The organism is Butyrivibrio sp. Su6, from assembly GCF_900108105.1.
In the GTDB taxonomy this organism is placed as follows: Bacteria; Bacillota; Clostridia; order Lachnospirales; family Lachnospiraceae; genus Butyrivibrio.
The window spans coordinates 100,458-114,775 of sequence record NZ_FNUR01000002.1; the positions used below are offsets into that span (position 1 = coordinate 100,458).

General features: G+C 42.8%; 7 protein-coding genes and 1 riboswitch. Of the genes, 6 read left to right on the top strand and 1 reads right to left on the bottom strand.

Annotation, left to right across the window (positions count from 1 at the left end):
* The first annotated feature begins 109 nt into the window (after positions 1-109).
* The 4 genes from xylB (at position 110) to C4S54_RS02730 (ending at position 8,674) form a co-directional block, all read left to right on the top strand.
* Positions 110-1,579: a xylulokinase gene (xylB, locus tag C4S54_RS02715; RefSeq protein WP_103868166.1), complete on the top strand. Its 1,470-nt coding sequence runs from the start codon at positions 110-112 to the stop codon at positions 1,577-1,579.
* A 170-nt stretch (positions 1,580-1,749) separates the two neighbouring features.
* Positions 1,750-1,869, top strand: a riboswitch (SAM riboswitch).
* A gap of 95 nt (positions 1,870-1,964) precedes the next feature.
* The gene (gene metK / locus C4S54_RS02720) at positions 1,965-3,155 is read left to right on the top strand and encodes a methionine adenosyltransferase (protein ID WP_103868167.1); all 1,191 of its coding nucleotides are present in this window, start codon (positions 1,965-1,967) and stop codon (positions 3,153-3,155) included.
* Positions 3,156-4,531: 1,376 nt separating this feature from the next.
* Positions 4,532-6,502, top strand: coding sequence for a hypothetical protein (locus tag C4S54_RS02725; RefSeq protein WP_103868168.1), 1,971 nt, complete (start codon positions 4,532-4,534; stop codon positions 6,500-6,502).
* A gap of 21 nt (positions 6,503-6,523) precedes the next feature.
* The gene (locus tag C4S54_RS02730) at positions 6,524-8,674 is read left to right on the top strand and encodes a glycosyl hydrolase 115 family protein (RefSeq protein ID WP_103868169.1); all 2,151 of its coding nucleotides are present in this window, start codon (positions 6,524-6,526) and stop codon (positions 8,672-8,674) included.
* A 23-nt stretch (positions 8,675-8,697) separates the two neighbouring features.
* Here C4S54_RS02730 and C4S54_RS02735 read toward each other — a convergent pair whose 3' ends face one another.
* Positions 8,698-12,183 (bottom strand): DNA polymerase III subunit alpha, encoded by a 3,486-nt coding sequence (locus C4S54_RS02735; RefSeq protein ID WP_103868170.1) that lies wholly within the window; start codon positions 12,181-12,183, stop codon positions 8,698-8,700.
* 241 nt (positions 12,184-12,424) lie between these two features.
* Here C4S54_RS02735 and pfkA point away from each other — a divergent pair, with 241 nt between their 5' ends.
* Positions 12,425-13,393, top strand: coding sequence for a 6-phosphofructokinase (pfkA, locus tag C4S54_RS02740; RefSeq protein WP_022775861.1), 969 nt, complete (start codon positions 12,425-12,427; stop codon positions 13,391-13,393).
* 121 nt (positions 13,394-13,514) lie between these two features.
* Positions 13,515-14,318 carry a TrmH family RNA methyltransferase gene (locus tag C4S54_RS02745; RefSeq protein WP_022775862.1) on the top strand — a complete coding sequence of 268 codons (804 nt, stop codon included), beginning with the start codon at positions 13,515-13,517 and terminating at the stop codon, positions 14,316-14,318.

Sequence of the window (14,318 nt, forward strand, 5' to 3'; positions counted from 1 at the left end):
TCATACAAAGTATGTATAATTAACATGTGGAAAATGTAAGAGTATTGTTTTCACAGAGTTGGTAGATCAGAGAAGAAAGAAAATTACTTTTATAAAATAGGAGGAAGGTATGTTTTTTATAGGTGTAGATTTGGGGACTTCATCTGTTAAGCTCGTGCTTATGGATGAAAAGGGAACTATTCATGGAACAACTTCAAGGGAATATCCTTTGTATTTTCCACAGCCCGGCTGGTCAGAACAGAACCCTGAAGACTGGTACAGAGAGGCTGTAGATGGACTTAAGGAACTACTTAAGGATGTGGATAAGTCACAGGTTGCAGGCATCAGCTTTGGCGGACAGATGCACGGACTTGTTATCCTTGATGAGAATGACAATGTTATCCGTCCTGCTATTCTTTGGAATGACGGAAGAACACAGAAACAGGTTGATTATTTAAACGGCGAGATTGGAAAAGACAAGCTTTCAGAGTACACAGCCAATATCGCATTTGCAGGTTTCACAGCTCCTAAGATCCTTTGGGTTGAGGAGAATGAGCCTGAAAACTTCAAAAATATCAAAAAGATAATGCTTCCTAAGGATTATCTTGCATATAAGTTTACAGGAACATTCTGCACAGATTATTCAGATGCTTCAGGAATGCTTCTTCTCGATGTTAAGAACCGCAAGTGGTCTAAGGAGATGTGCGATATCTGCCACATTACTGAGGATATGCTTCCACAGCTATTTGAAAGCTATGAGAAGGTTGGGGAACTTACAAAAGAGCTCTCTTCCGAACTTGGCTTAAATGCAGGAGTTGTAGTGGCAGCAGGTGCTGGAGACAACGCAGCAGCCGCAGTTGGAACAGGTACAGTTGGCAACAACAGATGTAATATTTCACTTGGAACAAGCGGAACCATCTTCATGTCAGCTGACTCATTTGCAGTAGACAAGAACAATGCACTTCATTCTTTTGACCATGCAGATGGACATTTCCACCTTATGGGATGCATGCTCAGCGCAGCAAGCTGCAACAAGTGGTGGATGGATGAAATCCTTAAGACCAAGAATTATGCCGATGAGCAGAAGGGGATTGAGAAGCTTGGTGAGAACCACGTATTCTTTTTACCATATCTCATGGGAGAGAGATCACCATGGAACAATCCTAACGCACGTGCCACATTTACAGGCATCACAATGGATACAACAAGAGAAGATATGACTCAGGCTGTTCTTGAGGGCGTTGCTTTTGCTACAAGAGATATGTATGAAGTTGCAAAGTCTATCGGAGTTGCTCCAAAGAGAACAATGATCTGTGGCGGTGGAGCAAAGAGCCCTCTCTGGAGAAAGATGATCGCTAACATCCTCAACATCGAAGTTGATGTTCCTGCCTGTGAGGAAGGACCTGGAATGGGCGGCGCAATGCTTGCAATGGTAGCCTGCGGAGCATACAAGAGCGTTGAAGAGGCAGCAGCTGCAATCGTTAAGGTTGATAAGACTGAGAAGCCTGATCCTGAGCTTGTTGCAAAGTATGAGGCAAGATACCAGCAGTTTAAGAACATCTATCCTGCACTTGCTGATACTTTTGACAAGATCATCTGATAGTTTGATGACATGTGAACACGCCTTTGATAAGGCTATCTGATAGGTGGCTATCATTTGTTTATACTTTTATAAGACAAATGTTATCATTTGACCTATTGATTTTATAATCCATATAAGGTAATATTTAGGCGGATATAGCAATATATCCGCTTTTACAATTTATTGTTCTCTTATTCAGAGTGGTGGAGGTACATAGGACCTATGAAGCCACGGCAACCCCTTGATCATTCAGGAAGGTGCCAACCTGAGCGTGCAATTCCGTTTTTTCGGACTACGAGCAATAAGAGGGACTTGTGATGATTAGTTCCACTCATTTGTGACTTGCACGCGTCATAAATCGAGTGGATTTTTTAGTGCCTAAAATGGCGCAGAAAGGTATTATATGGATAAATTTATTTTCACATCAGAATCAGTAACAGAAGGACATCCTGATAAAATATGCGATAACATTTCAGACGCAATTCTTGATGCATGCATGGAACAGGATCCTATGAGCCGTGTTGCCTGCGAGACAGCAGCTTGTACAGGTTTCGTTCTTATTACAGGTGAGATCACAACAAAGGCTCACGTTGACTACGCTAAGATTGCCCGTGAGACAATCAAGGAAATCGGATACGACGATTCATCAAAGGGATTTGATGGAAACACATGCGCAGTACTTGTAGCTCTTGATCAGCAGTCAGCAGATATCGCTATGGGCGTTGACAAGGCTCTTGAAGCAAGAGAGAACCAGATGACTGATGAAGAGCTTTCAGCTATCGGTGCTGGTGATCAGGGTATGATGTTTGGTTATGCTACAAACGAGACAGATGATTACATGCCTTACGCTATCAGCCTTGCTCACAAGCTCACAAAGAAGCTTACAGAAGTAAGAAAGAACGGAACACTTCCTTACCTTAGAGCAGACGGTAAGAGCCAGGTTTCTGTTGAGTATGATGAGAATGGAAAAGTTAAGAGACTTGAAGCTATCGTAATCTCAACTCAGCATGATGAGAAGGTTACTCAGGAGCAGATCCATGAGGATATCAGAAAGTACGTTATTGATGCTGTAGTTGACGGTGCTATGGTTGATGATGCTACTAAGATCTACATCAATCCTACAGGCCGTTTCGTTATCGGTGGACCTCAGGGTGATGCAGGACTTACAGGTCGTAAGATCATCGTTGATACATACGGCGGAGCTGCTCGTCACGGCGGCGGAGCTTTCTCAGGAAAGGACTGCACAAAGGTTGACCGTTCTGCAGCATATGCAGCTAGATACGTTGCAAAGAATATCGTGGCAGCAGGCCTTGCAGACAGAGCAGAGATCCAGCTTTCATACGCTATCGGTGTAGCTGAACCTACATCAATTCTTGTAGATACATTCGGAACAGGTAAGGTTTCTGATGAAGCTCTTACAACAGCAGTACGTAAGGTATTCGACCTTCGTCCTGCAGGAATCATCAAGATGCTCGACCTTCGTCGCCCTATCTACAAGCAGACAGCAGCTTACGGACACTTCGGCCGCAACGACCTTAACCTTCCTTGGGAGCAGACAGACAAGGTTGAAGAGCTCAAGGCAGCAGTTAAGTAATATAAATGCAATAAGAACTATCATGAGCCAATTGGAATGTTTCATGTTGACTTTGGAATAGTACATGTTGATTTTTGGTAGGATAAAAATTCGTCCTCAGCCACCCTGTATGGGTTGGCTGAGGATTTTTTTGTAATCTCAGCTTGTTGATAAGACCATCTCTCTGGACTTTCTTGGAAAAGTTTAGATTGCGGCTCTGAATCCAGGAACAGTAGAGGTGGCTGCTTTCAAGAATGTGTAGGGCTATATGCTCATTTCACTGTGACAATCTGGAGATAGGAACTGATGTAGGAGTGGATGTAGGATAAATGCTTAGATATTGTTCATCTTATCCTATGGACTTAACAATCCGTATAGTGTGTTTTCTCATGAGTAGGATAACTGCTTGATTTTAGCGCTTTTTATCCCACTCTTCTTATCATTTTTGTTAACAATTCTGTTGATTTGTGGGATAAAAACGATAGTTTTTTCGCGTTTATCCTACTTTCATTCAAGCGCAGTGTTCAGAAGGCTGAAAATGTAGGATAACTTCAATAGAATTTCAGTTTTTATCCCACGCCTCCGAAAATCGGCTTGGATTGAATAGGATAAGTATTATAATTCTTTCGCTTTTATCCTACATCACAGCAGGATTGCTAGGACATAATAGGATAAACGTTACAGTTTTTTGATCTTATCCCACATCTCAGTTAATCTCACTTTTATCCAATTTGAATCGCCAACCAATAGAAATTGCATTGGGCATATAGCGCTTTTGAAAGCTTCCAGCCACCTTTGATTTTTATTATTTTGGGCATATAGCAACTTTTTGCGAGATCAGCCACCCCTCAACTGGGCATATAGGCCGATTTCAAGACTTGGGCCACCCCTTAAAATGGTGGCTGCGGACGGATAATCGCCGTATATGCCCAATTGCCTGCGATAAAAGCTTGGGAGAGAGGTGGCTGGAAGCTTGATATCATGCTATATGCCCAAAGCCGAGAAATCGGAAATTGAGCTATTGAAAACATGACCTAGACATAGGAAAACCATTGATTAGGTCATGAATTTTGTAATTGCAAGGCGTAACAGCATGGCAATATTCGTGCAGATTGCAGATTAATATATAAATTGCCACAGTAAAATGAGCATATAGCCCTACACATTCTTGAAAGCAGCCGCCCCTACTGTTCCCATCATCTTCACCGTCGGCAGAGTATTGACGGCGTTTCCAGAAGATTCAGTCAAGGGTGGCGTACGCATTCGTAACAAAAAACATACCGATTATAAATAGAAGAAATTACAAATTATTGGACAAAAAATGCGAAGAAAATATTTTCGTAAGTGATAATATCAGTATAGGGAACTAGCGTATTATCGAGGTATTAGGAGAGGGTATGGAAATAGAGATACTTAAGGAGTTTACACCAATTCCTTTTTGGTTTTGGAATGATTATCTTTCTGAAGAAGAAATCTTAAGACAGATGAAGGAGATGAAGGATAAGGGGGTGGATGGTTTTGTAATTCATCCCAGAAAGGGGCTGCCCTCTTCCATTGGTTATTTATCTGATGAGTATTTTCATTATGTTAAGTTCGCAGTGAAAAAAGCAAAAGAAATGGATATGAAGGTGGTGCTTTATGACGAAGCCATGTATCCTTCGGGTTCAGCCCATGGGGAAGTGGTAAAGGCCGATCCTTCTTTTGCGTCGAAGGGACTTCTAAAAAATGGTGATAGTTATGAGCTTGTTCCAAGTGGCGGCACGATCAGAGGTGTTCATCCTGGTGAAGATGACGGAGAGGAAAATGCTCCGAAGAGCGCGGACCTTTTAAATCCAAAAGCTGTAGCTAAATTTATAGAGATTACTCATGAAAAATACTACTCTGAGCTCTCGGAATACTTTGGAGATACCATAATAGCTTTCTTTACTGATGAACCAAACATATTAGGAAGAAATTCAAGAGAGGATGTTATTCCTTGGAGTGAGGGACTTCTTGAAGAATTTAAGTCAGCAGGTGGAACTGAAGAAGAGCTGAAGTACTTGTTTGAAAGTGGATGTGTTGATAAAAGTGAGGCATTTAATGCCAAGAGTGAAAATATCGACGGTAGTGATAATCCCAATGTCAGCAACATAAGCGTTAATAACAGTGATAACTCTATGACAGTCGAGACTGGAAATAGAGCTTTTTTGGCAAAACGTATCTACAAACAGGTTATTCATGAAAGGCTTGCTAATAGCTACTATAAACAGCTTTCCGATTGGTGCGTATCCCACGGCATCGACCTTACAGGCCACCCGGAGAAGAGCACGGACATCGGCTATCTTAAGTATTTCCAGAGACCTTGCCAGGATATAGTCTGGAGATTTGTTGAGCCTGAGGATGGTCATGCTATAGAAGGGGAACATTCCACAATGGGAAAATGCTCCTCAGACAGTGCAAGACATCGAGGCAAAAGAAGAAACGGTAATGAGTGCTTTGGCTGCTGTGGCGAAAGGCAGGATCCAAAGCTTTTTACAGAACAGGATATGCGATGGTATCTTAACTGGCTTTTTGTCAGAGGGGTTAATCTTGTTTATCCTCATGCTTTCTACTATTCAATAAGAGAAGACAGGGGTGACGAGCGTCCACCGGAGGTAGGACTTAATAATCCATTTTGGCCGCAGTACCGCAAGATGAGTGATTTTATCAAGAGGATGTGCTACATCAATACGGATTCATATAATTGCGCGCAAGTTGCAATCTTGTGCGGCGCAGATACACTGTCCTGGAAAATCGCAAAGTCTCTTTTTACAAATCAGATTGAGTTTAATTATTTGGAAGCGGAGCTCTTGCCTGAGTGCAAGATCGCAGATGGAAAGATAAGTATTGCAGCTCAGAAGTATTCGGTTCTGATCGCAGAGCAGGAAGAGTACGAATCTCTCAATGAAAGCGATAAGAATCTGTTAAAAGAGTTTGCGAAAAGTGGCGGAAAACTATTGATAGCAGGTGGAAAACTCTTGAATTCATCTGCCAGTGAAGCTGCCAGTGTAAATGGTGAGATATACGCCAATAATGCTATTAATGAAGATGATGCAGTGACTGTAAGAAATGACCAGGAACTACTACAGTTTGTTTTGAATAGTGTCTACAGAGAGCTTTTTTTTAGCGGCGATACTGATAACCTTCGATGCAGTCACATAGTTAAGGATGGAAAAGACCTGCTTATCCTCGCCAACGAAGGTATGGAGCCTATAACAGTGAATATTAAATCCGGCGAGTTTAGAGCGGTGTCACTATGGAATCCTTATACACTGGAGAGCAGAACATATGTGGAAAACATGACCATTGAGCCGTGCGATCTGTGGATTATGGAATTAGAAGCGCAGTAATTTTTATAAAGGGGGATATGCATGATGCAGATCAACATCAACACTAAAATAATTGGGGATATTAACCTGGTACCTGTACGTAAAGCGGTGCAGGCACTGGAGAGAGATATTAAAAATACATGTAAAGACACCACAGAGCCAGGACTTGAGATCAAGCTGGTGTCAATTGCTTATGATGCGTCATCTGAAGTTTTTACAATAGTCAGAAATGAAGACAAACTTACCATAACATCTGCCAGCAGTCTTGGCCTTATCTATGGCATTTACCATGTCAGCAGAGAATTTTTGGGAGTTCAGAATTTCTGGTTTTGGAATGAACAGGAGCTTACGAAAGAATCAGAGCACATAGTTCCTGATAATTATCACTATGAGTCCAAGCCATCAAAAGTAAGATTTCGCGGATGGTTTATTAATGATGAGGTCCTTTTTGACGGATGGAGAGAAAAGGTGGGTGAGAACTTCCCGTGGGAAATGGCCTTTGAAGCCCTTCTTCGCTGCGGTGGAAATATGACGATTCCCGGCACAGACCACAATTCCCATAGGTACAAAGACCTCGCTAATGATTATGGCCTGTGGATAACTCACCATCATGCAGAGCCCTTGGGAGCCCAGATGTTTGCGCGAGCTTATCCTGATCTGGAGGCGAGTTTTAATAAACATCCGGATCTTTTTAGGGGGCTTTGGCAGCAGGCGATTGAGGACCAAAAGAACTGTAAAGTGGTGTGGAATCTTGGCTTTAGAGGTCAGGGAGACAGGCCGTTCTGGGCTGATGATCCAACCTACGATACACCAAAGGCCCGCGGCAAGCTCATGAGCGAGCTTATCCTTGAGCAGTACAATCTGGTAAAAGAGTCAGATAAGGATGCAGTTTGCTGTACAAACCTTTATGGTGAAACCATGGAGCTCTACAAGGATGGATACCTGACTTTCCCAAGTGACGTAATAAAGATCTGGGCAGATAACGGTTTTGGTAAGATGGTTTCAAGAAGGCAGAACAACCATAACCCAAGAGTTTATGCCCTTCCTCACGAAGGAGATAACAGCGCCCATGGAATATACTACCATGCGTCTTTCTATGATCTTCAGGCGGCAGCCATGATGACCATGCTTCCTAACTCTCCTGAATTTGTGGTAAATGAGCTAAAAGACGTATATGCTCATGGAGTAGATGATTTCTGGATAATCAACTGCTCAAATGTTAAGCCCCACACTTACTACCTTGATCTGATAGCCAAAATGTGGAGCGGCCATGAAGGCGACCGCTCAAATGCCAACGAGATCAAGAGCCTGGATGCGCAGAAATATGAAATTGAACATATACAAGACTATGTAAAAAAATATTACGGCGACATCACAGCACCTGACCTTACTTCAAGGATAGAAGATGCCTACAGGGAATGGCCAAAATGCACACCAAAGTACGGACCAAATGAAGACGACCATGCGGGAGAACAGTTTAGCAATCACGGAGCAAGGATTTTAACCTGCGGCTTTATAAGCAATTTCAATAAGCTGGATCCAGCAAATACCAAGTCACTACCTGAACTTAACTGGATATGTAAAAGAGATACACTGATAGAACAGGTAAAGTGGCATGAGGAAAAATATAATGAAGCACTTGATGGTTACGAAAAATACCTTGCAGACTGCAATAAGGTAAAAGAAGACCTGGTAGCAAAAGGAAACCTCACGGCAGCAGAAAGATTCGATAACAACCTTATCTGTCAGGTTCAGTACCACTACTACAGCTATCTTGGAGCATACCATATTTGCAGGGCTATTCTTACCTGTCTCGATGATAAAAGTGAAGGTGGCAAATTTATAGATGTTCTTGAAGAAGGTCCAAATGGCAAGCCTGTGGATTACCTCACAGCTTTTTATGAAGCAGGCCTGGCAAAGAAAGCATTCTTTGAAGGATATGAGGCTATGAGAAGCCATGAACATGACATTTGGGAAGGATTTTATGAGAATGACTGCGAAGCAGATATCAGACAGTCCGGGTTTGTAGCTGAGAGCCTTATGTCATATCTTAGAGTACTAGGCGATGGCCCTCACTTTTACAAGTGGCAGCGCAAGTTCCAAAAAGAATCCGGTGGAGAAAAAGTGCATCTTATCCTTAGAATTAAGGCGCACTTGACAGATGATGAGCTGTGGAATCTTATGACCAGGTGAGGAACAAAAACGTTCAGGCTGTATCAAACAACCTGAACGTTTTCTCTTCCAAATGCATTTGACAGCATTTCAATCATATCTTTATCGGCTTTAATGGTGTAGCCCTTGCCAAGTTTTTTTACCTGCTTGGTGTCTGTGAGGTAAACAGTGACTTCGTCTTTGCCGTCACTATCCGATAACAGTGAAAAGAGCTCCTGCTCCTTAGCAGAGTATTCATCTATATTGGCAAATCTTATCCACACTGTTCTGGCTATCTCATCAAACAGCGTGATCTTGCTGGCAATGAGCTTGGCGTCGCGGTCTTCTTCGACAGATACGCGGCCTTCAATAAATACCTTGGCATCGGTGTTGAGCCTTGGGGCGTTGGCCTCGTAGGTCTTTGGGAAAACAATAACTTCCACAGTGCCAACCATATCTTCTAAGGACAGGAATGCCATAACCTGATCAGTCTTGGTGTACTTAATCTTTTTATCACTTATGATTCCACCTATCTTTGCAGTGGCATTATCCTTTACATTAGGAACTCCTGTCTCATCATCAAGATAGAAATCTGCTGTGGTATTTGTGATGTTCTTTTTCCACATTCCCACATACTCTTCGAGAGGATGCCCTGAAACATAGATTCCAAGGACTTCCTTTTCAAATTCCAAGAGAAGCTCACGGGGGAACTCTCCTACATCCGGAAGTGGGACCTCATACTGCTTTTTCTCCGTTTCTCCGGCAAAATCAAACAACGACATTTGGCCGGCCATAGAGTTTCTTCCGCTGTTGTGGAGCTGGTCCATTATCTGCACATAAACAGTCATGAGCTGTTTGCGGCTTCCCTCGAAGCAGTCAAGAGCACCGGCTTTTATGAAGTTTTCAATAGCTCTTTTGTTGACGTCGCTTTCTCTTCCCTGCATACGAGTCAGGAAATCGTTGATATTCTTGAACTTTCCGCGAAGCTCACGCTCTTTTACAATGGCAGAAATAACCGGCCTTCCGACACCTTTGATGGCAGTGAGTGCGTATCTTATGGCCTTTTTGCCATCGTGGTCAGTAACAGAAAAGCCTGAGTACCCCTCATTGATATCAGGAGGTAAAAGAGTTATTCCCATGTTTCTGCAGCTCATAATATAGCCTGAAACTTTGCCGGGGTTATCAATAACTGAAGTCATGAGTGCTGCCATGAATTCCACAGGATAGTAGTTTTTGAGCCATGCTGTCTGCAGGGCAACTACTGCGTAACAGGCAGCGTGTGACTTGTTAAAGGCGTACTTTGCGAAGTCCATCATGGAATCGTAAATTGCATTGGCAATTTCAGGAGAAATGCCTTTTGAAGCGCATCCCGGAACATTTTCATCGGGATTGCCGTTAACGAAGTTAGCTCTTTCAACTTCCATGACGTGCTGTTTCTTTTTACTCATGGCACGTCTTACAAGATCAGCTCGTCCGAGAGTGTAGCCACCAAGCTGCTGAACTATCTGCATAACCTGCTCCTGGTATACGATACAGCCATAGGTGGGCTTTAATATTGGCTCAAGCTCAGGGGTCTGATAGCTGATGGATGCAGCATCGTTTTTTCCTGAAATATATTTAGGAATGAAATCCATTGGGCCCGGGCGATAAAGAGATATTCCCGCTATGATGTCTTCCAGAGACTGGGGGCGGAGCTCTTTCATGAAGGCCTGCATACCGCCGGATTCAAGCTGGAATATACCGTCGCACTTGCCACTTCCAATAAGCGCAAGGACGTTGGGGTCATTGTAATCAATTTTATCTATATCGATGAAATTAGGGTCACCTTTTTTGGCACCGATGGAATTGTTGGCAAAACGCACAGCGTCCTTGATAACTGTAAGAGTTCGCAGTCCCAAAAAGTCCATCTTAAGAAGACCAAGCTCTTCTATGGTGGTCATGGTGAACTGAGTTGTTATATTTCCTTCAGCAGAGCGGGACAAAGGAACCAAATCCTCAGCCGGAGCCTGACAGATAACAACACCTGCCGCATGTATGGATGTGTGCCTTGGGAGACCCTCAAGCTTTTTACACATGTCGATGAGCTTATGCACTGTCTCGTCAGTTTCATACTGGGTTCTAAGCTCCGGGTTCATGGAAAGAGCTTTCTCAAGCGTTATGTTAAGCTCGTTGGGGATCATCTTTGCAATCTGATCGCCATAGCTGTAAGGAAGATCCATAACCCTTGCCACATCTCTTATAACACCTTTGGCAGCAAGAGTACCAAAAGTGATGATCTGAACAACCTTGTCTGCACCGTATTTTTCGGTTACGTAGTCGATAACGTCCTGCCTGCGCTCGTACTCGAAATCCACGTCAATATCAGGCATGGACACACGCTCAGGGTTAAGGAACCTTTCAAAGAGAAGGTCATACTTAATAGGATCAATGTTGGTTATGTGCATGCAATAGGAGACGATACTTCCCGCAGCGGAGCCACGGCCCGGGCCAACTGCTATATCGTGCTCACGGCAATAGTTGATGTAATCCCATACAATAAGGAAGTAATCCACATAACCCATGCGCTTGATGACGCCAAGCTCATAGTCAAGCTTTTCCTTTAGAGTGCCGTCGTCATCTGGATATCTCTCATGAAGTCCATCAAGACACAGCTTATTCAGGTAAGTCCAGGAATCGTATCCTTCGGGAACCTCGAAATGCGGGAGCTTTGTGACACCGAACTCAATTTCTACATGGCATCTGTCCGCAATTTTCTGTGTATTATCAAGAGCCTCTTTTGCATAAGGGAAAAGAGCTCTCATTTCCTCTTCACTTTTTACGTAGTACTGCCCGCCTTCATAGCGAAGCCTGTCCTCGTCACCAACTTTTTTACCTGTCTGAATACACAGTAAAAGATCATGAGCCTCCGCGTCGTCAGCATAAGTGTAGTGGCAGTCGTTGGTTGCAACAAGCGGAATATCAAGTTCGTCAGAAAGAGCTAAAAGAGTGTTGTTCACAGTTCTCTGATCAGGAATTCCGTGATCCTGCAGCTCTAAAAAGAAATTGCCATGACCGAATATCCTGTCCATGCGGATGGCAGCTTCTTTAGCTTTGGCGTTTTCTCTTTTTAATATGTTGCGGGGAATCTCGCCGGCAAGACACGCGCTCAAGGCGATGATACCCTCGTGATATTTCTCCAAAAGCTCCATATCAACACGGGGCTTGTAGTAGTAACCTTCAGTAAATCCGCGGCTTACAATATGCGAGAGGTTGGCGTAGCCTACATTATTCTCAGCCAAAAGAACAAGGTGATAGTACCTGTCGTCAGTGGCAGAAGCTTCTTTATCAAAACGTGAAGAAGGAGCAACATACACTTCACAGCCGATAACAGGGTTGATTCCGGCCTCTTTGCAGGCTTTATAGAAATCAATCACACCGTACATTACTCCGTGATCGGTAATTGCGCCGGCGGTCATGCCAAGCTCTTTAAGCCTTTTAACATATTCTTTTATTTTGTTAGATCCGTCCAAAAGACTGTACTCAGTGTGGACGTGAAGATGCGTAAATGCCATGTTTTCCCTCAACTTTAATGATTATTAGAAGATTATAGCATCAATGGGATTAACATCCAATACCACAAGAAAGCAGACAATATGATAAAAAAATTAGTGAAAATGTTAAAAAAAATTGAAATAAGAAACGTTTCCGTTGCAGATTTAAATTAATTGCGCTAATATATTGTAGAAAAAATGTCATAAATTTATCAATAATTTTTGTGTTAAGGTATTGCATTATAGGAATCGAGGAAATCATATGGCAAAGCAGATAAAAACAATCGGCGTATTAACAAGTGGTGGTGACGCACCTGGAATGAATGCTGCGATTAGAGCAGTTGTTCGTAAGTCTTTAGCTAATGGTCTTAAGGTTAAGGGTATCAAAAAAGGATACATGGGTCTTCTCAATGAAGAAATCATTGATATGGACAGAAGAAGCGTATCCGATATTATCCAGCGCGGTGGTACAATCCTTGGAACAGCACGTTGCATGGAGTTCACAACACCTGAGGGACAGGCTAAGGGAGCTGAGATTTGCCGTAAGCATGGTATAGATGGAGTTATCGTTATCGGTGGTGACGGTTCTTACAGAGGTGCTCAGAAGCTTTCACAGCAGGGCATCAACACAGTAGGTATCCCTGGAACAATCGACCTTGATATTTCCTGCACAGATTATACAATCGGATTTGATACAGCTATCAACACAGCTATGGAAGCTATCGACAAAATCCGTGATACATCTTCATCACATGAGAGAGTTAGTATCGTAGAAGTTATGGGACGTCATGCAGGTTACATCGCTCTTTGGTGCTCAATCGCTAACGGAGCTGATGATATCCTTCTTCCTGAAAAGTATGATTACAATGAGCAGCGCATCATTGATAATATCATTGATAACCGTAAGAAAGGTAAGACACACCACATCATCGTAAATGCCGAGGGTATCGGACATTCAACATCAATGGCTCGTAGAATTGAGGCTGCAACAGGTCTTGAGACAAGAGCTTCTATCCTTGGTTACATGCAGCGTGGTGGTAGCCCAACATGTAAGGACCGTGTATATGCTTCAATGATGGGATGCTATGCAGCAGATATCCTTGCAGCAGGCAAGACAAACAGAGTTGTAGGATATCGCAATGGCCAGTTCGTTGACTACGATATTGACGAAGCTCTTGCAATGAAAAAGAATATTAACGAGTATATGTACGAAATTGCACGTATTCTTTAATAGCATATTTTATAACGAAATGATTCAACGGCGGATTTTTTATATCCGCCGTTTTTTTATCCTTTGTTTAATGTGTTATACTATATACACTAATCGGGTAAGTGGAATAAGAGGAAAGATAATGATAACAAGTACTAATAACGATAGAGTAAAACAGGTAGTAGCCTATGTGCAAAAGAGCAAGGCCCGCAAGGACGGAGATGTCTTTGTCATTGAAGGCATGAAAATGCTCAGAGAGGCGCCTGTTCTTCAGGTAAGAGAAGTCTATGTGACAGGAAGATTTCTTGATAAGGCTACTGAGGAAGATAAAGAGATCCTTTGGAGATATGGTGCAGAGGAAGTTTCAGATGATGTCATGAAAAAAATGGCAGACACTCAGACACCTCAGGGCGTTCTGGCGGTAGTTTCCCAGTATCACTACACAGAAGAGGAAGTTTTGGAGGGCTATAATAAGGACGATGAAGGTGCTAAGCCACTTATTCTTATCCTTGAGAACATTCAGGATCCGGGAAATCTTGGAACAATGCTTCGTTCGGGCGAAGGCGCGGGCGTAACCGGAGTTATCCTCAGCAAAGGCTCAGCAGATATCTACAATCCAAAAGTCATCAGATCCACCATGGGCTCAATTTTCAGAATGCCTTTTATATATGTAGAAAACCTTGCAGAAATGATAAAAAAACTTTCTGCAAATGGCATAAATACTTATGCTGCGCATCTTAAAGGAACCAAAAACTATGATGAATTCGACTATACGAAGCCCACAGCTTTTTTGGTAGGAAATGAAGGCAATGGCCTTACAAAAGAGACTGCGGATGCAGCAACTGAGTACATTCTGATACCAATGAAGGGTGAAGTTGAATCAATGAATGCTGCAACATCAGCGGCAATACTTACATTTGAAGCATCAAGACAAAGAAGGGGGTAA

Coding starts and splice junctions, on each gene's coding strand:
- xylB (WP_103868166.1), top strand. CDS start 110: ATGTTTTTTATAGGTGTAGATTTGGGGACTTCATCTGTTAAGCTCGTG.
- metK (WP_103868167.1), top strand. CDS start 1,965: ATGGATAAATTTATTTTCACATCAGAATCAGTAACAGAAGGACATCCT.
- C4S54_RS02725 (WP_103868168.1), top strand. CDS start 4,532: ATGGAAATAGAGATACTTAAGGAGTTTACACCAATTCCTTTTTGGTTT.
- C4S54_RS02730 (WP_103868169.1), top strand. CDS start 6,524: ATGATGCAGATCAACATCAACACTAAAATAATTGGGGATATTAACCTG.
- C4S54_RS02735 (WP_103868170.1), bottom strand. CDS start 12,183: ATGGCATTTACGCATCTTCACGTCCACACTGAGTACAGTCTTTTGGAC.
- pfkA (WP_022775861.1), top strand. CDS start 12,425: ATGGCAAAGCAGATAAAAACAATCGGCGTATTAACAAGTGGTGGTGAC.
- C4S54_RS02745 (WP_022775862.1), top strand. CDS start 13,515: ATGATAACAAGTACTAATAACGATAGAGTAAAACAGGTAGTAGCCTAT.